The sequence below is a fragment of the Flagellimonas sp. MMG031 genome (assembly GCF_040112705.1).
Lineage (GTDB): Bacteria > Bacteroidota > Bacteroidia > Flavobacteriales > Flavobacteriaceae > Flagellimonas.
The window spans coordinates 3134979-3157268 of record NZ_CP157804.1 but is presented as its reverse complement, the minus strand read 5'-3'; the positions used below and the strand labels follow the sequence as shown (position 1 = coordinate 3157268).

At 42.2% G+C, this 22290-nt stretch carries 15 protein-coding genes; 10 read left to right on the top strand and 5 right to left on the bottom strand.

Features of this window, described 5'->3' with window-relative positions; genetic code table 11:
- Positions 1–27 precede the first annotated feature (27 nt).
- A complete protein-coding gene (locus ABNE31_RS14330; RefSeq protein ID WP_349351601.1) occupies positions 28–873 on the top strand; it encodes an alpha/beta hydrolase in 846 nt (281 codons plus the stop codon).
- Positions 874–1313: 440 nt separating this feature from the next.
- Here the strand turns inward: ABNE31_RS14330 and ABNE31_RS14325 are convergent, their stop codons facing one another.
- From ABNE31_RS14325 to ABNE31_RS14305, 5 genes are all read right to left on the bottom strand, one after another.
- A complete protein-coding gene (locus ABNE31_RS14325) occupies positions 1314–3170 on the bottom strand; it encodes a sulfatase-like hydrolase/transferase (protein WP_349351600.1) in 1857 nt (618 codons plus the stop codon).
- Between the two features lie 13 nt (positions 3171–3183).
- Positions 3184–4662, bottom strand: coding sequence for a sulfatase (locus tag ABNE31_RS14320; protein ID WP_349351599.1), 1479 nt, complete (start codon positions 4660–4662; stop codon positions 3184–3186).
- Between the two features lie 95 nt (positions 4663–4757).
- Entirely contained in the window at positions 4758–6167 is a 1410-nt protein-coding gene (locus ABNE31_RS14315; RefSeq protein ID WP_349351598.1) for a T9SS type A sorting domain-containing protein, read from the bottom strand.
- Entirely contained in the window at positions 6164–7771 is a 1608-nt protein-coding gene (locus ABNE31_RS14310; RefSeq protein WP_349351597.1) for a hypothetical protein, read from the bottom strand. Before ABNE31_RS14310 ends, ABNE31_RS14315 begins: the two co-directional genes overlap by 4 nt.
- Positions 7772–8198: 427 nt before the next feature.
- A complete protein-coding gene (locus ABNE31_RS14305) occupies positions 8199–9626 on the bottom strand; it encodes an RICIN domain-containing protein (protein WP_349351596.1) in 1428 nt (475 codons plus the stop codon).
- A 677-nt stretch (positions 9627–10303) separates the two neighbouring features.
- Here ABNE31_RS14305 and ABNE31_RS14300 point away from each other — a divergent pair.
- From ABNE31_RS14300 to ABNE31_RS14260, 9 genes are all read left to right on the top strand, one after another.
- Positions 10304–13372, top strand: coding sequence for a TonB-dependent receptor (locus ABNE31_RS14300; RefSeq protein ID WP_349351595.1), 3069 nt, complete (start codon positions 10304–10306; stop codon positions 13370–13372).
- A gap of 11 nt (positions 13373–13383) precedes the next feature.
- Complete coding sequence (locus ABNE31_RS14295; RefSeq protein WP_349351594.1) at positions 13384–14931, top strand: RagB/SusD family nutrient uptake outer membrane protein; 1548 nt, start codon at positions 13384–13386, stop codon at positions 14929–14931.
- An 18-nt stretch (positions 14932–14949) separates the two neighbouring features.
- Entirely contained in the window at positions 14950–16437 is a 1488-nt protein-coding gene (locus tag ABNE31_RS14290) for an arylsulfatase (protein ID WP_349351593.1), read from the top strand.
- A 308-nt stretch (positions 16438–16745) separates the two neighbouring features.
- The gene (locus ABNE31_RS14285) at positions 16746–17021 is read left to right on the top strand and encodes a hypothetical protein (protein ID WP_349351592.1); all 276 of its coding nucleotides are present in this window, start codon (positions 16746–16748) and stop codon (positions 17019–17021) included.
- On the top strand, positions 17018–18139 hold the full coding sequence (gene galK / locus ABNE31_RS14280) for a galactokinase (protein WP_349351591.1): 1122 nt from the start codon (positions 17018–17020) through the stop codon (positions 18137–18139). Before ABNE31_RS14285 ends, galK begins: the two co-directional genes overlap by 4 nt.
- Positions 18132–18455 carry a hypothetical protein gene (locus ABNE31_RS14275; RefSeq protein WP_349351590.1) on the top strand — a complete coding sequence of 108 codons (324 nt, stop codon included), beginning with the start codon at positions 18132–18134 and terminating at the stop codon, positions 18453–18455. Before galK ends, ABNE31_RS14275 begins: the two co-directional genes overlap by 8 nt.
- 43 nt (positions 18456–18498) lie before the next feature.
- Positions 18499–20160, top strand: coding sequence for a sodium/sugar symporter (locus tag ABNE31_RS14270; RefSeq protein ID WP_349351589.1), 1662 nt, complete (start codon positions 18499–18501; stop codon positions 20158–20160).
- Positions 20161–20195: 35 nt separating this feature from the next.
- Positions 20196–21242, top strand: coding sequence for a UDP-glucose--hexose-1-phosphate uridylyltransferase (locus tag ABNE31_RS14265; protein WP_349351588.1), 1047 nt, complete (start codon positions 20196–20198; stop codon positions 21240–21242).
- A gap of 4 nt (positions 21243–21246) precedes the next feature.
- The gene (locus tag ABNE31_RS14260) at positions 21247–22257 is read left to right on the top strand and encodes a LacI family DNA-binding transcriptional regulator (protein WP_349351587.1); all 1011 of its coding nucleotides are present in this window, start codon (positions 21247–21249) and stop codon (positions 22255–22257) included.
- Positions 22258–22290 lie beyond the last annotated feature (33 nt).

The following is a 22290-nucleotide window of genomic DNA, read 5'->3' as shown; positions in this document are numbered from 1 at the left end:
CTTTTTTAATCACTAAATACTAAATCCATGAACAAATCATACAGTTCCATTATTAGGTTTGGAGGTCTTCTCATTTTTATTCTATTTTTTTATCTGAAGGGGTTCAGCCAATCCCAAATGATTTACAAAACGGTGGGCAAGGATTCCTTGTTTCTTGAACTGAATTTACCGGATGAACAATTTAAAAGGCCAGTTCCATTATTGGTGTTTTACTTTGGTGGTGGATGGAATACGGGAACCATAGAGCAATTTCGACCCTATGCCGAGCATTTTACAAAAAGAGGTTTAGCGACCGCACTGGTCGATTACCGGGTATATAAAAGGGACGGTACAACACCTTTTGCCTCGTTAAGGGATGCTAAATCCGCTATTCGTTTTTTGCGAAAAAATGCAGATAGTCTAGGAATAGATGCGAACAAAATAATCGCCAGTGGGGGATCGGCTGGTGGTCATCTTGCTTCCGCAACCGCATTGATAGAGGGATTTAACGAATTCACGGATGATTTGGATATTAGTTGTAAACCGAATGCTCTGGTTTTATTTAATCCTGTATTTGATAATGGTCCTGCGGGTTATGGATATGATCGCATCAAGGAGCAATACCATCAATTTTCTCCTTTGCACAATATAAAGAAAGGTGCGCCACCCACCATTATTTTGCTGGGGACCAAAGATCATCTTGTTCCTGTTGAAACGGCGAGGTATTTCACCATGCAAATGGAAAGGTTGGGGAGTCGCTGTGAGTTACATCTATATGATGGTCAGAAACATGGTTTTTTTAATTATAACAGAAGCTTGGAATATTATCAAAAAACACTTGAGCAAGCTGATTTGTTCATACAATCTTTGGGCTGGTTGGAAAAACAAGGATAACTACGGTAAACAAAAAACAAGCCCAGAATCATATTTTTGGATGTGTTTTATTCTGAATATTGTTCCATGAAACGATAATTGGCAAGATTGTTTGTATTACTATGATTGCCAGCGCAAAAATGTAGTGACTACTCGCAATTAATTACATTGAACAAGTAGTGCTTCATTTCCATAGGCTGTATTTTGGGATTGCTGTAATTTGAAAAACTTAAGTATCAAGTGTCAGTCAGGATTTTTTTTGCCTTTGAAAGCCATGCCGTACCTTGGCTATGATTGAATCTTGTGCCAAAAACAATATCAGAACGCACAATAAGGATTCAAGCCAATTTCCCAAATACATAATTAATCATATAGAGTTATCAAAGTGTACTTAGGAAATTGGCCTGATTGCCCATCAACATCACATTGATTTCAGTTTAAAGGAAATCAACTGGTTCCTTTCAAGATTTTGGTTCTTGGTAGCCCAAATTTATATCCTTTTTGTCGCGATAAAGGTCGTCATACTGATAGTAGCCTGTGTTTATCAACGCAGAGCGTATATAAAATTGTTTTAGTTTGGGATTGTCCTCTAATTCCAACAATTCTTTTTCTATGGGTTTGGCATGGGAACCTAAATTTTGGAGCACCGAAAAAGCAATAAAATAATTGGCTTTTACCTGTTCCAAAATAAAGTTCAGGGCATTTTTGTCACCTTTTCCCTTTACCAGTAGTTCCGCGGCTATGAGCCTTATTTCTGTTTCGGAATCTTCTTCAAACACAGTAGTGATTTCATTTGGAATTTCCTCGAGTTGCCCATGCTCATACAAAGCCAAAACCCCAAGAACGCCCCAGTATCTAATGGCGTCTTCATCACTTTGTATGTTTTCAATCAAGGCCTGTAACTCGTTAATCGTGGCCGTACTGGCCAAAACAGCGGCATCAATAACCGCTTCGACATCTTGATCTGTTCTTCGCACATAATGATAGAAAGGTATACTGTCCTCTTTTTTGCGTATTGACCACGGATAGAGTCCCAAATCCTTTTCCTGTTTCATTAGCGCTAAAAGTTCTTCTTTCATTTCATCGATTTTGACTTTATGTTCAGGTGCGTTGATGAGATTCTTGGATTCGTAAAAGTCGTTTTCGGTATCATAAAATTCGAAGGGTTGCATAGGTTTCCAAAAGACACTTTCCAAAGAATCGGTTCTTTTCTCCAGGAAGGCTTTGTCCCAACCTTGGTAAGAGGGCATTTGCCATTGGTATGATTGTCTTGCACCGTTAGGGTAGGCGGTATTAAAGTTCCAGATTAAACGGTACTTGCCATCGGACAATGCACGCGAGGGAATATAATTCTGTTCTTGGTTGGTGCGATAGGTAAAAAGTGTATTTTTCGGCTTGGGCTGGTTTTTTCCTAAAAATGGCCTACCCATCATAAAGTCGGGTATTTCAATGTCCAAAAGATTGAAAATTGTTGGCGCAAAGTCCACAAAACCGACCAAACGATCGTCTCGCCCCGTGGTTTTACCATTTGCCAAATGTTTGAATTTTTCCGGAAAATGAACCAATAATGGCACTTTTGTGCCGACTTCATATGTAAAAGCCTTTGCTCGCGGTAGACATCCCCCATGGTCGGAGTAGAAGAATATGATCGTATTTTCAAGCTCACCGGAGTCCTTAAGTTCCTCCAATTTTTCTTTCACCCATTGATCCATTTCTGAAACGGAATCATAATGCCAGGCTAAATCGTTCCGAACTTCTGGAATATCAGGTAAATAGTCAGGAACTATTACGGAGTCGGGATGAATCCTTCTCGGACTCCGTCCCAGGGTATCGCGCGTTGCGATCCGTGATGTATGCGTGCCACCGTAGTTCATGACCGAGAAAAACGGTTTACTTGTATCAGTGCGCCCTACATAGGTCGCTCCTTTTTTGGATAGGTCCCATACATTTTTTGGGCGATTGCTGTCGTTGTAATCGGTTTTGCTATTATTTGTAGTGTAGAACCCCGCTTTTTTTAAGTATAGGGGATAGTAAAACTCTTGGGGCACCGGTCTTGCTAGGCGATGCCAATCTGTGCCCAACATGGGTGCATAGATACCGGAAATCAATGTGCTGCGTGCCGGTGAGCATTGTGCTCCATTTGAATGGGCATTGTCAAAAATGATACTTTTCCGGGCCAGGGAATCCAGTGTTGGCGTATGGGTAAACGTATTGCCATAAAAGGATAGGTATGGGCTCATATCCTCAACTACCAGCCAAAGGACGTTGGGCTTGCTCACTTTTTTTTGAGGTACACATCCCAAAAAGATAAGTACCATTACTATTGATAATTTACTTAATCGCTTGCGCCAACTTTTGATGTTCATAGTTCGAATCATAATTTGCATTTTTTTCATTAGGAATGGGAGCGTTTACATTTTTTTGCCAAACGCTGAGTTTTTTTAACAGTTCTCGAGTCTTATCGGGATACAGCTCTACCATATTTTCTCTTTCGCCGGGGTCTTCATTTAGATGATATAATTCTAGGCCATCGTCCTCAAAATAGTGGTGGAGCTTCCAGTCCCCGGAAATCACAACAGCACCTGGCCTTGTTCTGAACAAGGGGTCTCGACCATCGTCTTGCTTTGGGTTATAGGCCTGTAAGTATATGGGGAAATGAAAAAAAAGATCTCGCTCAGTCTTGGATACATCCATGAACTGATTTGCAAAACTTATCCCATCCAGAAAACGAGTCTTTTTTCTAGGATATGAGATTTCCTGGAAGGTTGGCATCAGATCGAGATTGCTCACGCGATTATTGTTTTGTGTCCCAGGGAGTACATGACCAGGCCAACGAATGATCAACGGTACACGAATACCACCTTCATAGTAAGAACCCTTACCCCCCCGTAAAGGATGTTGGTTGGAAATGGCACGAATTCCTCCATTGTCCGAAGTGAAAACGACCAATGTGCTTTCTGATAGTTTCAATGTGTCCAACGCCCTCAATATTTTTCCCACATTCTCGTCCATGGAACTTACCATCGCAGCATAAACAGGGTTGTCTTGTCCGTTCGTTCCTGCTTTATCTTTATATTTTTCCAACCATGCTTTTTTTCCTTGAAGGGGGGTGTGTACAGTGTAAAGAGGAAGGTAGGCGAAAAAACTGCTATCCTTATTTTTAGTAATGAAGGAGATAGCTTCCTGTACCAATCTATCGGTCAAATATTCTCCTTTGGGACCATCTTTAATGAAATCAATGTTATAGGGTGAAAAATACCCTTTTGTTCCAGGATTGCCTCGACTGCTTCCCCCTACATTGTAATCGATTCCTTGAGTTGTAGGATCTTTTCCTACATGCCATTTGCCAATATTGGCCGTAATATATCCAGCCGATTTCATCATTTCGGGGAGGGTATAAATGGAATCATGCAGATACAATCTATTCTTTATGGGAACAAGTTTACGGGTTCGACTGTCCCCTCTTTCTGATGAGCCTACGGTAAATACCCCGTGTCTTGGTGTGTTCAACCCAGAAAGTAGACATGCCCTGCTTGGTGCACAGTTGGCAGCATTGGCATATGCATTGGTAAAGACCATGCCTTCTTTGGCCAGCCTATCCAAATGAGGTGTATCATAATAATGGCTGCCCATAAACCCTAGATCTTTCCAGCCTAGGTCGTCAATATTAATAAGGACAATGTTGGGTTTTTTAATGGTCACTTCTTTTTTCAGAAGTGCATTTTCACCACGGAAGACCTGAATGGCAGTCAATGCCAAAAGGAAGCCTCCAAGACAGAGTATAATTATTATTTTTTGATATCGATTCATAGAAATCATATTAAGTTGTCAATTCCATAAGGATGTCATTGTTTTCATGTTTCAGAAAATTTAATTTCAGCTCTAACTGAAACCGACTTTTGATGTTACTTCACTAGGATCCTTCTATCATTCACTTCTCCGGTAGCTGAAACACATTTGACAAAATATAGTCCCGATTTGAATTTGGCACCATTGTCAATATCAATGGTGTCCCCGTTATATTTCTGAGCGTATACCAGTTGGCCGGATGGGTTATAAATAAATAAATTTCCTTCATCCTTTTTGTTGAATTTTATAGTAAAAGAGGCGTTGACCGGATTAGGGAAAATGGCCATTGATAAATTAGGATTTGATAGTGACTCTGTATTGAAAACCTCGCTTTCAGCCGTTGGTTCGGACTTTGGGGAAAGCGAGGATTGTGTGGATTTTGCAGACGTTCCTGTTCCTGTGCCATTCAACTCCCATTGTACCCAGAGACCTGAACTGGCAATGGTTCCTACGACAATTTCCTGGTTTGAGTTAGCTCTTAACCTAGCACCATGGAATTCGTTTTCTATAAAATAATATGAGCCTATTGGGATAAGTTCCCATTGTACCCATGACCCTGAATACGTATTGGCGACCAAATCAACAGAGCCAGTGTCGTTGCCATTGGCATTATTACATCTCAACCGCTTACCGCTGGGAGAAGATTCAATAAAATACTTGCCATTACCGGCATCGACCAGATTCCAATGGGTTCTCTCCTCCATATCCCCTGTATTGGTCGCAATGGCACCAGTATCGGTCCCATTGCTTTTCAGCCTTAGGTTAAGCCCTACGTTGTCTATGTAATATTCATCGGTGAAACCTGTTACGGCTATCATAAAATCCAGCGTTGATGTGCAACCATTTTGATCGGAATTGGAAACGGTATAGGTGCCGGCCTGATGTAATTGAATGTTGTTCAGTGTGATTTCTCTGGTTGAAGCGGAGAAACCATTTGGTCCAACCCAGTTCCAGTTGCCTCCCACATCACCAAATTCATTTGACTCAGGACCCAATAATACAGTATCACCAAGGGTCGCGTTTATTGTGGTAATGCTATCCTGCCACACACCTCCATTTATTTGGAAATGAGGTACTATTGAACACTCTTCCACTTGTTGGGAAGTAATGGTCCATTGAGTCCAAACCCCTGTATTGGTATTATCTGCACCATGAACGAAATAGGCCGGTAAATTGGTATCTTGTTCAATATTCGTAGCTCGTATATAGCTGTTGAATTGTTGGTTTTCTATAAATACTTTACCATTGGGGGCCTGCACCAAACGAAATCTTTTCCAACTACCATCAGAGGTGATGTCGGTGGTTCTAAGTGCCTTGCCCGTAACACTACCCAATGTATCCGGGATGTTTGTAAGTTGCAGAACTTCCCCGCTTTCGGTAAAAATATTATACCATCCAGGCTCTGAGCTGGGAACGAATTCCCAGGAAATACCGTTTTGGGGAGCTGAATTCGATAGTAATCTCACTTCCTTATAACTGGAACCCGAAGGGTCGGGTAATGTGGTCCATTGAAGAGCACCACCAAGCGATTCATTGTCGATGCTGGTCGGACCTGTTGGAGGTATAACTGTAGCAGTATTTGCGTTGTATTGATTACGGTTACCGAAACAGGGGGCAATGTTATGCTATAGCCATTTCCTTGAGGACTAGCGGTACCGGTTTGAGAAATCGAGGTAGCTGTATCCTCTGGCGACCCAGTATTCCCTGCGTACGTCCATATGTTGCCAGAACCCAATTGGGATGCATTATCGATATTGTTGATGTCTACTGGTACTGGATTGGTATCTTTATTTATTAAATAGATACTTAATTCTTCTGAATTTGGCGAATATGAAGCATACGAACGTATCAAGGAAGAGGTTGATGAGGTCTGAACCATCCGGTCTTTTCTGAACATATTGAATATGGTAAGCGCATTACCTTGGGGAAGTGTGTTCAAATACTGGTCAAAGGCATTTGCATATTTATCACTGAATCCCATTGCGTTAAAAGCGGAGTGAGTGGTCCAAAAATGCATGTAAGCAATCCGGTCATATTGTGCCAATGCACTTGTGATCATTTCAAATGTCACCAAGGATTTTCCAATGGTATTGGCTGGGTCATTACTGCCATTTGGAGACTTCCAGCTGCCTTGTGGACTAAAGGAGCTAAATTCTGTTGCTAAGATTTCTATCGTATCCCTGTAGGGTGCCGGCAGGTTACTGATGGCATTGTTCGCATTGGTAATATAGGTCAGGGGAGGGGGCGAAATCAAATTTTTGTATTCGTTATAATTTTCAAATCCCTGATATTGATGGGGCACCACAAAATCTGCTTTGGTGTAAGTTCCTGCAAGTACTTGGTCGAAATGTCCAAATCCTAATCCCAAGCCCACTTTTATGGTTGGGTCAACCGCCTTCATAGCATCCGCAAAATCATTGAAAAGATCAATGTATTCTTGCACAGTGATATGTCCCTTATTGACTTCCACACTTAGCTCGTTGCCAATTTCCCAATATTTAATATTGAGGTTTTTGGTTATGTTGGCATACCGTACCCATTCAACAGCATTGGTTTTAATTTGTTCGTAAGAGTAAAGGGATTCCGCATCAACGTGCCCGAATGCATTGACCATAATAATTGGTTCTGTTCCTGTTTGTTGGTACAGGTCGACGAACTCATCAAAGTCAAGGGCGCTGTCCTTAATGGTACCATCAGTATTTACCAACCAATCCCAGGGTGCTGGATTTCTCCCCTCTGAAGCTATTCGAGGATTTAAACCATTTACTGCATTTTGATAATCACCGGGTTCATGCCAAAGATAATTATCGGCAAGTGCACCCATTGGAAATCGTAGGGTACCTCCTTGTATGGAATTGAATGCTTCCGTTGTGGACCTAACCCGATTTGGAAAATAGTCGGTATCATCATGAGGATAGCTTAAACAAAGTCCAACAGGGTTTTGGGCAATATTTGTCAATGTATTGGATACCTCAACGTTGACCTGCACATTTTGACCTAATAGTTTTGGTGTATGTACAATTGCCAAGAGGCATACAAGTAGGTATAGAAAGTATTTATTCTGTTTCATAATATGTGTTTTTCTTAATTACATTAATGATGGAGCTGTACTTTTTGTCTTTTTATGATAAATGATCGACTTGTCAATACCTGCTTCAATTCTTCACATGCTGAAATGGTTTGGCCATTTACCATTATTTTTTGCCAATGGAAAATCAACCAGTTCAATCTTTTATTTAAATTTCTTTCAACCCAGGAACCCTTATTTTTCATAAAGCATTACCATTTCCAATGGAATCAAAAGCTTTCCGATTGAACCGATGTATTCTGGTAAATACTTCTAATTCTCCCGGTTTCTGTAGGCGTCAGTCGAAATCATTCTCCTTGGGCTGATATGTTATTTCGACAAAGGATGATATTTCCAAGTTTTATTTTATGTTGAGTTAAAGCGTCGATATAAAAATCTGGCCTTGAACGTTTAAAACCCATCTTCTTTTTTAGTTGGCCTCTATCAACTGCCATTGAGACCAGTTCCCTGTCCAGAAATTAGGTACTTGCTGAATTTTAATAACCTCCACATCATTATTGTTTCCCAGGTCATCGTAATTTCTTGCATTGAGTACTTTACCCGTCCCTCTATTCTCGATGAAGACAAATCCATTTCCAGCATCATTTGTTCTCCATTGGACATGCAATGCGGTACCATAAAAGGAGGTTTTGGAGAGGATGTTTGAAAAATCATTGTTGGTTTCTGGCCTTACATAGGTTCCGCCCCCTCTATTCTTTAGGCGATACCATCCATTTTCCACCGGGACCAATTCCCATTGGGAGTATACGCCATTCCAATAGCTGGGCACCTCTACTATCAAGGAATTATTATCGAAATTGGTATAAGGTTTTATCCTATCACCTGTTTCCTTATTCTGAACAAAATAATACTGTGTGATTTTATCCTTGAAGTCCTGACCTGAATTCGCATTCACCCCGGTACCGGTTAAAGTACCATCGGTCCAGTCAATCCCTTTTAAACTGTTGTAAAGGACAAGTCCGTCAACACCGGCATTTATGGCAGCATCAATTCTTACATCCTTATCTGGGAACTTTTTTCTGTTGTTTGTCTCGGAATCCCAAACAGGCAATGGTCCAGCGGCAGCAATAAAATCTGGCCATTTATCATGATGGAAGCCTAGATTATGTGTTGTTGCAATGGATATGTAGTCTTTGATGTTGGTATTGTTCAGTACCGCAATTCCCTCTGGTATTCCATATGTACATGGACCTATAAGTTGGGCGCCGTTAAGATTGGCAGCATGGACGGAAGAGAAAATGGTGTTCATCTGAGCTGCGGTCCAGTGTTTGCCAGGCCCTCCATCTTCATTAAAGGGGCATATCCAATCCACTGCATATTCTTGGGCGAAATCAATTACGCGATTGATCAAGGTTTCCGTTGCTGTAGTACTGCCAAGAACCGATGGTCCGGTTCCTTGATCAGGCCCCATCCCATTTGCTATCTTCTGACCTCCCCTGTATTCCATAGGGTTTGCAAAAATTTTAAAGCCTCTTGCCTTTGCCTCGGTATAGAAGTAATCGAACATTGGTTTATTTGGATTTACGCCTTCAGCAAAAATGGTAATTCTTATACCTCCAACGCCCATGCTCTCAAATCCGTCCAGTATGTTATCGATCTCTGTGGTAGTGGTGTACAAATTATAAATCTGACCTTGTTTCACATCTCCGAGGACGATGTCAAGATTTTGAACATAATGATGGTTTGAAATAGAGGAAACTAAGTTAAAGGAGTTAGAAGATTCCAAAATTGACATATCACTATGGGTTAAATCAACCTGCTGTAGTTCGTGGGAACATGAAAAAAGAATCCCGACAATTAAGGCCAAGGCTGTTTTTTGGTATCTAAGTAGTTTCATTTTGTGGTTTTTAGGTTAATCATTGTTCAACTTGTTTTGGTTTTCGGACAATTTGGAAAACCAATGGCCAAGAAAGATGTTTTGAATTTTCAACTTAAGGTTCTGCACCTGCATCAAATTTATGATGGTGCTCATATATAAGTAGGAGTCATAATGCTCATATTGCGGATAAAATTGTTGCATATACAAGAAGGGAATGGTTTAACATAAGGACGTCTGGTGCATTGATTTCTATTTATTGGCTTTTGTGTTAAGGATGTGAATCTAGGTTTTGTAAAGGGCACGATTTCAAAATTTGGATGAGTTTACGTTGCGTTCAGCCCTGGTTCTTTACTTGGGGATTATTGACTTCGTGGATTTATGCAGCCTATATAATGCTGTTTTTGAGCATCATGTTCGTTTACCTGTCAAGTTGAATCCTTTCCCAAAAAACTATGGATATCATCCCTTCTGATGAATAAGCTTATTTAAAGAAGTTGCCTTTGTCCAATATTTTAGATAAAAATGTTGCAATCGGATTACGAAAAGCGTTTTGGGTTTTGAATTATTGAATTTTGAGACAGAATTACACCTGGATTGAGATAAGGGAAGCCTTCAGGCGAGGGTATTGGTCTTACATTTGTTTTTGTTGAATAACTATCAACGAAACAAGAATTAACTGAATAACCTTACAAACAATGAGACTACTAGTATTATTTTTATGTATTTCCATATGGTCCTTTGGGCATGCCCAACAGACCATATCGGGTACAGTGACCGATTCCAATGGGGTACCAGTACCGGGTGTGACGGTGTTGGTTGAAGGAACCACAAACGGGGTAGCTGCCGATTTTGATGGCAATTACTCCATTAGTGCCAAGCAAGGCGATGTACTCAGGTTTTCCTCCGTTGGTTTTATTACCACCACCAGAACCGTAGGTACTGCACAGACCATCAATGTTAGCCTTCAAGAAGACACAGAATTACTTGATGAGGTCGTGGTAATTGGTTACGGTACCTCATCTAAGAAAAGATTGGTTTCAGCAATATCTTCTGTTAAGGCCGATGAAATTGAAAACCAACCTGTTGCACGGGTGGATCAGGCCTTACAGGGAAGAGCTGCAGGTGTTGAGGTGACATCGAACAACGGGGCCCCTGGAACCGGTTCCACGATTCGTATTAGAGGGAATAGTTCCATCAACGGCAACAACAGTCCACTTTTTGTGGTCGATGGTTTTATTGTTGGAAATGATTTCAACTTAAACAATATCAATATCAATGATATTGAGTCATTGGAGATTTTAAAGGATGCAACGGCCTTGGCCATTTATGGAACAAGGGGGGCGTCAGGAGTTGTTATAATTACCACCAAAAGTGGTAAGTCATTGCCCATAGGTAAACCGACGTTCGCCGTCAACTCCTATATCAGTATGGATGAAATGGCCAATAAAATCAATATTTTAGGAGGTCAGGATTATGTCGATTATGTGAATGAGGCAGGTCAATTTATCCCGGGCGACCCCATCGATGTAAATGGTACACCAGTACCTATCGGTTTTACAGACCCGAATTTACCTTTGCAATTTGAGGGAGACATTCCCACAACGGATTGGATTGACGAAGTTACCACTACCGGGGTAATTTACAACACTGACCTGTCAGTCACGGGTAGAACGGAAAAAACCAATTATTACGCTTCCATCAATTACTTTAATCAGGAGGGCTTGATTAAAAATTCCGGACTTGAAAGGGTTACGTTCAGAACCAATTTTGATGTTAATTTGTCAAAACGTTTCAAATTTGGAACACGATTGAATCTAAGTACATTTAGGCGAGAGAACCCCAAGGTGAATTTTTCGCAAATCATAGCCAATGTCCTGCCCATTAGAACCGTTTTTGATGAGGAGGGTAATTTTACCGGCACGAACCCGATAAGTGGTACATTGCAACGTAATCCGGTAGCGGATTATCAATTGCGGGTGGATCATAATTTGGTAACCAATATAGTGGCCAATCTATATGCGGAATATGAGCTTTTCAAGGATTTTAAACTTAAGACAAGTTTTGGGGGCACCTTTAATTTCTATAAAGGCAATGACTACTTACCTGGAAGCTTGCCTGAACGAATCTTGTCCAATAATGTTGGCGGGTTTGCGGAAATTGCAACCAATCAAACCAAGGATTTGCTCAGCGAGACCACCTTTCAGTGGGACAAACAATTGGGAGACCATTCCCTAAATGTCCTAGGAGGATTTACCGCACAAAAAATAACGAGCGAGGGAATGTCATCTTCAGCGGAAGGATTTCCTAATGATGTGGTGGAATTCAACAATTTATCCCTGGGGTCAGACCCGGAAACATTCCAGGTGGACTCTGGCTACAATCAAAGAACATTGACATCTGTTTTGGGAAGGATTACCTATGGATACAAGGATAGATACATATTGACCCTTGTCGGGAGACAGGATGGGTCTTCTGTGTTTGAGGCAGGGAATAAATACTCCTTTTTTCCCTCGGCCGGAGTTGTATGGAACGTTGACGAAGAACCTTTTTTACAGGATTCACAAACCTTTGACATCTTAAAACTCAGGGCCAGTTATGGTCTTGTCGGTGAGCAGGGTGTTAGTACGTACAACAGTTTTGATCTGTTAGATTCCCAATACGTTTATTTTAATGAAGTGCTCACTCCTGCAGTGCTTTTAGCAAATCCGGGGACCAACGACTTGACCTGGGAAACAACGAAGCAATTGGATCTAGGTATCGAAGTTGGTCTTTTTAAAAATCGGATATCATTCGAAGCAGGATATTATAAGAAAACCACAGAAGATTTACTGCTCTTTAGGGATTTGCCCAATACGGCCGGTAACAGGGTCTTGGAAAATGTTGGAGGTGTCGAGAACCGAGGCTTCGAATTTTTGTTGAACACCAGAAATGTTGTAAACGATAATTTCACATGGAATACAACTTTTACGTTAACATCCAACGATAGTGAGGTCTTGGACTTGGGGGATGAGGAATTCATCAATTTGCAGTCTACAGGAAACCAAGGGGGGCCATCCGCCCGCCTTATACCGGGAGAGGCATTTCCGGTTTTCTTTGGGGCAGAATATTTGGGAACTTATAAAGATCCGCAAGAGATTGTAGATGATGGAGCTGTAGGAAGGGCGTTTTTGGGAAGTCCACGATATAGGGATGTAAACGAAGATGGGACCATAAACCAAGAAGATTATTCCATATTGGGTAGTCCACAGCCTGATTTCTTTGGAGGGCTCAGAAACCGATTTTCTTGGAAGGGGCTTAACTTGGACATATTCTTCCAGTATTCCTTTGGGGCTGATATTTTCAATGTCGTGACCCAGCGCTCCCTTTTTGGACGAGGTGATGAAAATGTCGACCCGAGAGTGTTGGATAGATGGGTAGAGGGAGTCAATGAAACCTCTAATATTCCGAGGGCTGGTACATCAACCAGCACCTTCAATCCCAACAGTACGGCAAACATTGAAGATGGCTCTTTTGTTCGATTGCGAACATTGACACTGTCCTATGATATTCCTTTGAAAAAGGCGGGCTTGGATAAGGTCTTTAAGTCTTTCAATGTCTATGTGACAGGCCAAAATCTATGGCTGATATCGGATTTTACCCTGGGTGACCCGGAAGTGAACAACTTTTCGGCGAGTAACGGTTTCGGTTCGGTATCTCAAGGTTTTGCAAACGGTCAATATCCCTACGCCAGAAGTATAGTAACGGGCGTGAAAGTAGAATTTTAAAATATACAGCGATGAAAAACATACGAAATACAACAATTTTATTCACTTTAATGCTTGTGCTTACGAGTTGTGAAAAATATTTAGAGGAAGATTTACGGGATCAAATTGCCGTGGAGAATTTCTTTAATAACGATCAGGAAGCATTGCTAGCTACCAATGGTCTTTATAGGATTTTGCTTCGCGGAAATATGTACGGAACCCGGGGCATTGACAATTATTATGTCAATGGGGCGGATGAAGTGGGGCCTAGCCGTAATGTAAACGGTCAAATACACAATTATTTGATTCAAGAGGGTGTTGCAGATGGGAACGCCATTTGGTCTTCATGTTATGAGATTGTGCGAAATGCCTCCCTGAACATTTCCAATATCGAAGGTAATGAGAACATCTCCGAAGATATAAGGAACCAGACCCTTGGCGAATCGTATTTTTTAAGGGCATTGGCTTATTTCCATTTGACCAATCTTTGGGGCGACGTTCCATATTACAGGGAGTTGTTGCCTTTAGAGGAGTTGGGATCGTTAGGCCGATTCTCAAAAGACGAGATACGATCCGACATGAAGGCTGATTTGTCCTTGGCATTTGAATTATTGCCCAGCGAACCAGATTTGGGCAGAGCTTCCAAGTGGGCTGCTGCAGCTTTAAAGGCCAAATTTCATTTATTCGATAGCGAATGGGCGGAAGCCAAGGCTGAATGCGATGAAATTATCGATAATTCCCCGCATCGATTGCTGGAAAATTTTGCAGATGTTTTTGATCAAACGGACAGAGCTGATCAATATAATGACGAGCAGATTTTTGTAGTTGATTTTACCACCGAAGGTATTTTTAATGACGCAGGAACGCGGCGAACAGATGATTACAATCCTAGATTAAGGGATGAGCCAAGTAACCGTAACAATAGGCCAGGAGGTCCTGGCACCCCTCAAAGGTGGCAGTTGCTTCGAGACACATTGCAGACTTTAAATCAAGATATGAGTGGATTTGGATGGGCTGTTCCCTTACCTGAAATTGCCGATCGGAACAATTGGGACCCAGATGATTTACGATATGATGCAACGATAGTAACGGAATACGCCGGATTTGAATTACAGTTTCCTTATTACAGGAAAAATTGGAACTTGAACAATACTTCCCCACGGGCCGACCATCACGAGAATTATGTGATGTTTCGACTAGCTGATATTTATTTGATGGCTGCAGAGGCTGAAAATGAACTCAATGGTCCCAATGGAGCCTATCCCTATGTGAACAAGGTAAGAGAAAGGGCATTTGAGCCAGACAAGCCATGGGGGGGAATGACACAGGAATCTTTTAGGACAGCGATGTACGATGAACGGAAATATGAATTGTGTACGGAAGGTTATCGAAAAATGGATTTGATTCGTTGGGGCATATTATTGGAGACGGTCAAATCGACGGAGCATAGGCCTTGGAATAATCCTGGCGATAATATTCAACCCTATCATGTTTTGTTGCCGATACCCCAAGATGAACTTATTCTAAATCCAAACTTGCTTACATCCGACCCATCCAATAATGGTTATCGAGGTGGATAATAAACACAAGAAAACCAAATGAAGGAGAAAAAGTTTCTATTTTTTAATTTGTGGGTTGTTTTGGGTGTATTTGTTTTGGCATGTCATCCCAAACAAAAAAACAGGAGCAGCGATAATGTGAAGACTTCTTCCTCATTGTCAAAACCTAATATTATTTATATACTGGCGGACGATCTCGGTTATGGCGATGTTGGAGTTTATGGTCAATCTAAATTTGAAACCCCTAATATTGATAGGTTGGCCGCGGAAGGTATGTTGTTTACCCAACACTATTCAGGAAGCACGGTATGTGCCCCATCACGCTCTGCACTTCTTACCGGAATGCATACCGGGCATACCGTGGTTAGGGGCAATCATGAGGTGCTACCCGAGGGGCAGTATCCCATTCCTGAGGATACCCATACCTTGGCGGAAGCATTGAAGGAAAACGGATATGCGACCGGGGCTTTTGGAAAGTGGGGACTTGGGTTTCCAGGTTCTGAAGGTGACCCGTTAAATCAGGGTTTTGATACATTTTATGGGTATAATTGCCAACGATTTGGACATCACTATTATCCACATCATCTTTGGTCGGATCATGATTCCATTCCATTGTTGGGAAATTCCGGAACCAATAAAAACCAGTATGCACCAAAATTAATTCATGAAAAGACCATGGAGTTTCTGGTTAGAAACAAGAGCAATCCGTTTTTTCTGTACGTTGCCTCCATTATACCGCATGCAGAATTGGCCGCGACTCCAGAAATGATGGAGCAACACAGGGGTAAATATCCACCGGAAAAATCGTTTCAAGGCTATGACGAAGGTCCTGAATACCGGAAAGGGCCCTATGAATCCCAACCGGAAACACATGCTGCGTTTGCTGCCATGGTGACTTTGTTGGATAAACAGGTTGGCGAAATAATGGATAAGGTAAAGGAACTTGGAATTGAGGAAAACACCCTGATCATATTTACTTCGGATAATGGGCCACACAAAGAAGGGGGTGGCGATCCTGATTATTTTGATAGTAACGGTCCATTTAAGGGATATAAAAGGGATTTGTATGAAGGAGGAATTCGTGTTCCAATGTTGGCCAAATGGGAGGGCACAATCCCCGAAGGCTCAAAAACGGACCATATATCTGCCTTTTGGGACGTTTTTCCCACATTTTTGGATTTGGTCGGTGCAAGCATTCCTGAAAATTTAGATGGTATATCCTTGGCACCAACACTTTTGGGAAACCCCAAAAAGCAAAAGAAACATGAATACCTTTATTGGGAGTTTCATGAGAAGGGTGGGAGACAAGCTATTCGAAAAGGTGACTGGAAAGCCGTAAAATACAATGTTTTCAAAGATGATTCAGCCATAGAGTTGTATGATCTCTCCAAGGATATTGCAGAGGAGCACAATTTGGCAGATCAGTATCCTGAAAAGGTAGAACAATTTGAAGCTTTGTTCTCACAGGCAAGGACTTCTTCAGAAGTATTCAAGTTTGATCAAAGCACCTATTTGAATACTCCATAATGTTTAGTTTAGTTATTTTGAGTTAGTTGACATGTGCAGATCAGCTGGGAATGGGCCTGTTCGCAGGCCCTTTTTTCTTTTGTGGAGAAATGAAAGAAAACCATATCCTAAGGATCATTGGTTTTTCACAGCGAAGCATTTCCAAATATTTTCAGGGCTTCATTTTGGACCAATGGGAATTTAAGCTAGGCTGTAAATCAAGTACTCAATCTTGGAAATCAAGTATGAATTTCGAACATGGTGGATTAAATCTAAAATTCAATCCATGCCACTGTCGAAATAATTAACAAGTCATTTCCAACTAGAAAATGAATAAAGAAATCAAAACAAATTTGAGCTACGATAACTTGGGGTATTCCATCGATAATCCCAATTCTGGATGTTATATGCCTCAAAACAATAAGGATATTGAGGCCTCTTTTTCCAATTGCGGTCTATGGCTTTTATCCCCAATAGTATCTGTTCGAAAAGTAGGATATGAAGATGATGGGTTGACACTTGAAAGCCTGAAGCGATCCCAAGAGGCCCAGTGCAATCATCTGGATAATCTTCAAGAGCTTGAAATAAAACATGAAAACATATGACATGGGATTTATCGATTGCCTCCCCGGGTAGGATTAATTTAATCGGCGAGCACACGGATTACAACGACGGTTTTGTATTGCCGGCTGCCATAGACAAACATCTTTTCTTAAAGCTTAAAAAGAATGGGACCAAGAACAGGTGCACGATAAAAAGCGAGGGATTCGAAAACACTTATGTGGCAGACTTGTATGATCTGAAGCATGGGACGGAGGGTTGGCACGACTATGTACTTGGGGTACTTAAAGAGCTTCAAGCCCTTACCCAAGAGTTGAAGGGTTTTGACTGCACAATGCAAACCAATGTTCCCATAGGGTCTGGCATGAGCTCCTCGGCTGCACTGGAATGTGGCCTTGCCTATGGATTGAACGAATTGTTTGGACTAGGGTTGGAGAAATGGGAACTTATCAAATTGTGCCAAAGAGCGGAGCATAACTTTGTGGGCACCCAATGTGGGATTATGGACCAGTTTGCTTCCATGATGGGCAAGGAAGGACATTCCATGTTATTGGACTGTAGAGACCTTGACTATGAATACATCCCCACAAATCTAGATCCCTATGTCATTTTGATGTTGAACACCAATGTTTCACACAACTTGGCCGCAAGTGCCTACAACACCAGAAGGGAGGAAAGTGCTTCAGGACTTAAGCTCATCTCGGAGTTTTTTGGGGTCAATAATTCATTCAGGTCCATTACGAAGGATATGGTAGAGGAATGTAGTACCATGCTTGGGGAAATAAGATATAGAAGGTGCTCCTATGTTTTGGAAGAAAACCAGAGGGTGTTGGATGCTGCGGAGGCTTTAAAGAGAGGGGATATCATCGCTTTGGGTGAGCTTCTTTATAAATCACACAAAGGACAGCGCGAAAAATATGAAGTGAGCTGTCCGGAACTTGACTTTTTGGTGGATTTTTCAAAAGGCGAACGAAAGATTCTTGGGTCCCGAATGGTCGGTGGTGGATTTGGCGGCTGTACATTAAACATTATTCACAAGAGTGCGGTCGAAGAATATTTGGCCATTGCCTCATCGGAATATAAGCGCAAATTCGGAATAGAACTATCTTCCTTTCAAACGGTTCCCAGCCAAGGGACAACAATTATGAAACAGGATGGCTGAAAACCAATGGAACCAAATACCGTACCGCAGCTACAACATCCTCACTGGGGAGTGGACGCTCGTATCAACGAACAGGATCAAAAGGTCATGGCAGGGCACACAGGAAGAGCTTACCAAGAAAACCAAACCATCTAACGACAAGGATTGCTATCTATGCCCGCGAAATATGAGGGCTCACGCCCACAAAAATCCTGGATACGAACAGGTGTCCAGCTTTGCCAATGATTTTTCGGCCCTTCTGGAGGACACACCTCCAGAGGAGTCGACGGCGGTCAGATTAAGAAATCTTCTGACTCAACATTATGGAAAGGTATAACAGGAATTTGAAAGTAAAATACTAACTAACAAAATGCAAACACATGGAAGGCAGTTTTGAATTTTGGGACTATTTGGTCTTTGGATTGTATGCAGTGGTCATTTTGACCGTGGGCCTATGGGTCTCTAGGACCAAAAAAGGGACGAAAAAGAGCACCGAGGACTATTTTTTGGCCAGTAAATCCCTGCCATGGTGGGCCATTGGCGCCTCACTGATAGCGGCCAACATATCGGCGGAACAGTTCATCGGGATGTCGGGTTCGGGCTTTGCCTTAGGGCTTGGTATTGCATCCTATGAATGGATGGGAGCCTTGACACTTTTGATCGTGGGGAAGTATTTCCTACCTGTCTTCATAGAGAAAAAACTGTACACTATCCCGGAATTCATTGAAAAACGGTATTCCTCCGATTTAAAATCGATTTTGGCGGTGTTCTGGGTTTGCCTCTACATCTTTGTGAATCTTACCTCAGTTTTGTATTTAGGTGGACTTGCACTGGAGACCATTCTGGGGGTTGATATGATCTATGCTATTATTGGCTTGGGGCTTTTCGCGGCGGCCTATTCCCTTTACGGTGGATTGGCGGCCGTTGCCTGGACAGATATTATCCAAGTGGTGTTCTTGGTCTTAGGCGGATTGGTCACCACCTATTTGGCATTGGACACCGTTTCTGGTGGAGAAGGTGTCATGGCCGGGCTCCAAAGGGTCTTTGATACCGTACCGGACCATTTTGATTTAATTTTGGACAAGAGCAACCCTGAGTATGTAAATCTGCCCGGAATAGGGGTGCTCGTAGGAGGGCTCTGGGTGGCCAACCTGTATTATTGGGGGTTCAACCAATATATTATTCAGCGTACCCTGGCGGCCAAGTCCCTGAAGGAGTCGCAAAAAGGGATATTGTTTGCCGCTTTCCTGAAGTTGATCATACCATTGATCGTGGTGATCCCGGGAATTGCGGCCTATGTCATTGTAAACGATCCTGGTCTGTTGGCGGGCCTTGGTGAGACCGGGCTGTACAACATTCCATCCTCTGGGGCCTCGGACAAGGCCTACCCGTGGTTGATGCAGTTTTTGCCCACCGGACTCAAGGGAGTTGCCATTGCGGCCCTTGCCGCGGCCATTGTATCCTCCTTAGCCTCAATGTTGAACTCGACCTCCACCATTTTCACCATGGATATTTATAAACAGCACATGAACAATCATGCGAGCAACAAGACATTGGTTGGGGTTGGGCGTCTTTCCGCCGCGGCCGCCCTGGTCATCGCTATGGTCTTGGCACCTCTTTTGGGTGGGTTGGATCAGGCGTTCCAGTTCATACAGGAGTATACCGGAGTGGTGAGCCCGGGTATCCTTGCCGTGTTTTTATTGGGCCTTTTCTGGAAGAAGACCACCAACCGGGGAGCCATCATCGGTGTTTTGGCCTCCATTCCTGTGGCCATGTTCTTCAAAGTGGGACCTAAGGGTTGGGTTAATGGAAGTGCTCTGGAACCCATTTTTCCCTCCCTTCCATGGATGGACCAGATGGGCCTCACCTTCTTGATTACGGTCATGGTGATTATGTTGGCCAGTTATCTTCAGAACAGCGGCAAGGAAGACCCCAAGGGCATCAAATTTGCCAAGGAAACCTTTAGGACCGGTCCTATGTTCAATATTGGTGCATTTGCCATCATGATAGTACTGACAGTACTTTATGCGCTGCTTTGGTGATTCATAAGCGATATTAACAATTGACAGATTTCGATATGACAAATAAACTTAATAAACACACACATAAAAGATACAATATCCTGACTGGAGAATGGATTTTGGTTTCTCCCCATCGGACCAAGCGACCTTGGCAGGGAAAGCAAGAACAAAAAGCTTCTCCTAAAACTGAGGTCTATGATGCCAATTGTTACTTGTGTCCCGGAAATATGCGTGCCGGTGGAAGCACCAATCCAAATTATGATTCGGTCTATTCTTTCACCAATGATTACTCTGCTTTAATAGAGGACACTCCTACGACTGAAATAGAAGAAGGGCTGTTGATATCCAAGGGGGAAAGTGGCATCTGTAAGGTAATATGTTTTTCGCCTGACCATTCTCTGACCCTGCCCTTAATGAAAACTGAAGATATCGAAAAAGTCGTTCAACTTTGGCAAAAAGAGTATAAGTCACTGGGAGAGGAAAAGAATATCAACCATGTCCAAATATTTGAGAACAAGGGTGCCATTATGGGCTGTAGTAACCCCCACCCCCACGGCCAAGTATGGGCCCAAAATTCAATCCCCTTGGAGGTAGAAAAAAAGTCAATGCGACAGCTTCATCACTGGGAGAAAAATGGCGGAAGTCTATTGCAGGATTACCTCATACAAGAAATAGAGGCCGATGAACGAATAATCTTCCAAAACGAAGACTTTATCGCCCTTGTTCCGTTTTGGGCCGTATGGCCATTTGAGGTTATGATCGCCCCAAAAAAACACTACCAGAACATTGCACAGCTTTCAAATGCTGAAAGAAGTAGTTTTGCTGAAATCATTAAAGTGGTCACCATAAAGTATGATAATTTATTTGAGATTTCATTTCCATATTCATCTGGCATACATCAAGCACCAACGGATGGAAAAGACCATCAAGAGTGGCATTTCCACATGTCATTCTATCCACCATTGCTGCGATCTGCAACGGTCAAGAAGTTTATGGTCGGATATGAAATGTTCGCCAATCCGCAAAGGGATATTACGGCGGAACAAGCGGCATCGACCTTATTGGGGCTTTCAAATACCCACTATACTTTAAAAACTAACTAAAATAATGGCAGCCATAACCGGTATAAAAGATCTGGCGGCAATTCTGAAAGTTTCACCGTCCACAATATCCAAAGCCTTGTCCGATAGTCCCGAGATAAGCAGGGAGACAAAAAGTCGTGTAAGGAAAATGGCTGAATCCATGGGCTATGTTCCCAACCACTATGCGCGAAGCTTGAAATCAAAACAGACGAAAACAATTGGTGTTATCGTACCCAATGTCATTGATGATTTTTTCGCTAAAGTGTTGCACGGAATCGAAAGGGAGGCTTCAAACCATGGTTTCACCGTCTTAGTTACGTTTTCAAACGATAGAAAGGCAAATGAAATCAAAAATCTAATCAGTCTGGTCAACCATTGTGTGGATGGGATTCTGATTTCCTTTTCAAAGGGAACACAAAAAAACAACGATTATGGTACTGTGGAGCGGGTTATGGGTCACGGAATGCCAATTGTGATGTTTGATCGGATATATCATGAACTTGCTTTGGATTCTGTTTCTATCGATGATTTTCAGGGGGCCTTCAAAGCAACGCAACATTTATGCAATTCAGGCTGCAATTCCATAGGGTTCTTATCATCAATTTCAGGCACCAGTGTGGGTCGGGCCAGAAAAAGAGGGTATCGGAAGGCACTGAAAGAGCATGGGCTCTTTAATAAAAAGCCCTGTAGTATAGAATTCGGTAGCTATCGAAATTTCAAAAGCATTTTGGCCAAAGGAATGAAGGAATATAAATTGGATGGAATCCTTGCCGCGGATGAGCTTTCGGCCGTCTATGCGTTAAATACCCTGAAGCAATTGGGCTATCAGGTACCGGGGGAGATCTCAATTATAGGGTTTACAGATGGTCCTATGGCGCAGTCCGCTTTTCCTGCGTTAAGTGTGGTGTCACAACAAGCGGAGAAAATGGGATCAATGGCCTTTGAATTATTGAGGGGCAGATTGACAAAGGGGTACGGAAAAATCCAAAATATGGTCATTAAACCCGAATTATTGCTTAGGGAAACCACTAATTGAGCATATGCAAATAGGAAAAAATAATAGATAAAA

Coding starts and splice junctions, on each gene's coding strand:
- ABNE31_RS14330 (WP_349351601.1), top strand. CDS start 28: ATGAACAAATCATACAGTTCCATTATTAGGTTTGGAGGTCTTCTCATT.
- ABNE31_RS14325 (WP_349351600.1), bottom strand. CDS start 3,170: ATGGTACTTATCTTTTTGGGATGTGTACCTCAAAAAAAAGTGAGCAAG.
- ABNE31_RS14320 (WP_349351599.1), bottom strand. CDS start 4,662: ATGAATCGATATCAAAAAATAATAATTATACTCTGTCTTGGAGGCTTC.
- ABNE31_RS14310 (WP_349351597.1), bottom strand. CDS start 7,771: ATGAAACAGAATAAATACTTTCTATACCTACTTGTATGCCTCTTGGCA.
- ABNE31_RS14305 (WP_349351596.1), bottom strand. CDS start 9,626: ATGAAACTACTTAGATACCAAAAAACAGCCTTGGCCTTAATTGTCGGG.
- ABNE31_RS14300 (WP_349351595.1), top strand. CDS start 10,304: ATGAGACTACTAGTATTATTTTTATGTATTTCCATATGGTCCTTTGGG.
- ABNE31_RS14295 (WP_349351594.1), top strand. CDS start 13,384: ATGAAAAACATACGAAATACAACAATTTTATTCACTTTAATGCTTGTG.
- ABNE31_RS14290 (WP_349351593.1), top strand. CDS start 14,950: ATGAAGGAGAAAAAGTTTCTATTTTTTAATTTGTGGGTTGTTTTGGGT.
- ABNE31_RS14285 (WP_349351592.1), top strand. CDS start 16,746: ATGAATAAAGAAATCAAAACAAATTTGAGCTACGATAACTTGGGGTAT.
- galK (WP_349351591.1), top strand. CDS start 17,018: ATGACATGGGATTTATCGATTGCCTCCCCGGGTAGGATTAATTTAATC.
- ABNE31_RS14275 (WP_349351590.1), top strand. CDS start 18,132: ATGGCTGAAAACCAATGGAACCAAATACCGTACCGCAGCTACAACATC.
- ABNE31_RS14270 (WP_349351589.1), top strand. CDS start 18,499: ATGGAAGGCAGTTTTGAATTTTGGGACTATTTGGTCTTTGGATTGTAT.
- ABNE31_RS14265 (WP_349351588.1), top strand. CDS start 20,196: ATGACAAATAAACTTAATAAACACACACATAAAAGATACAATATCCTG.
- ABNE31_RS14260 (WP_349351587.1), top strand. CDS start 21,247: ATGGCAGCCATAACCGGTATAAAAGATCTGGCGGCAATTCTGAAAGTT.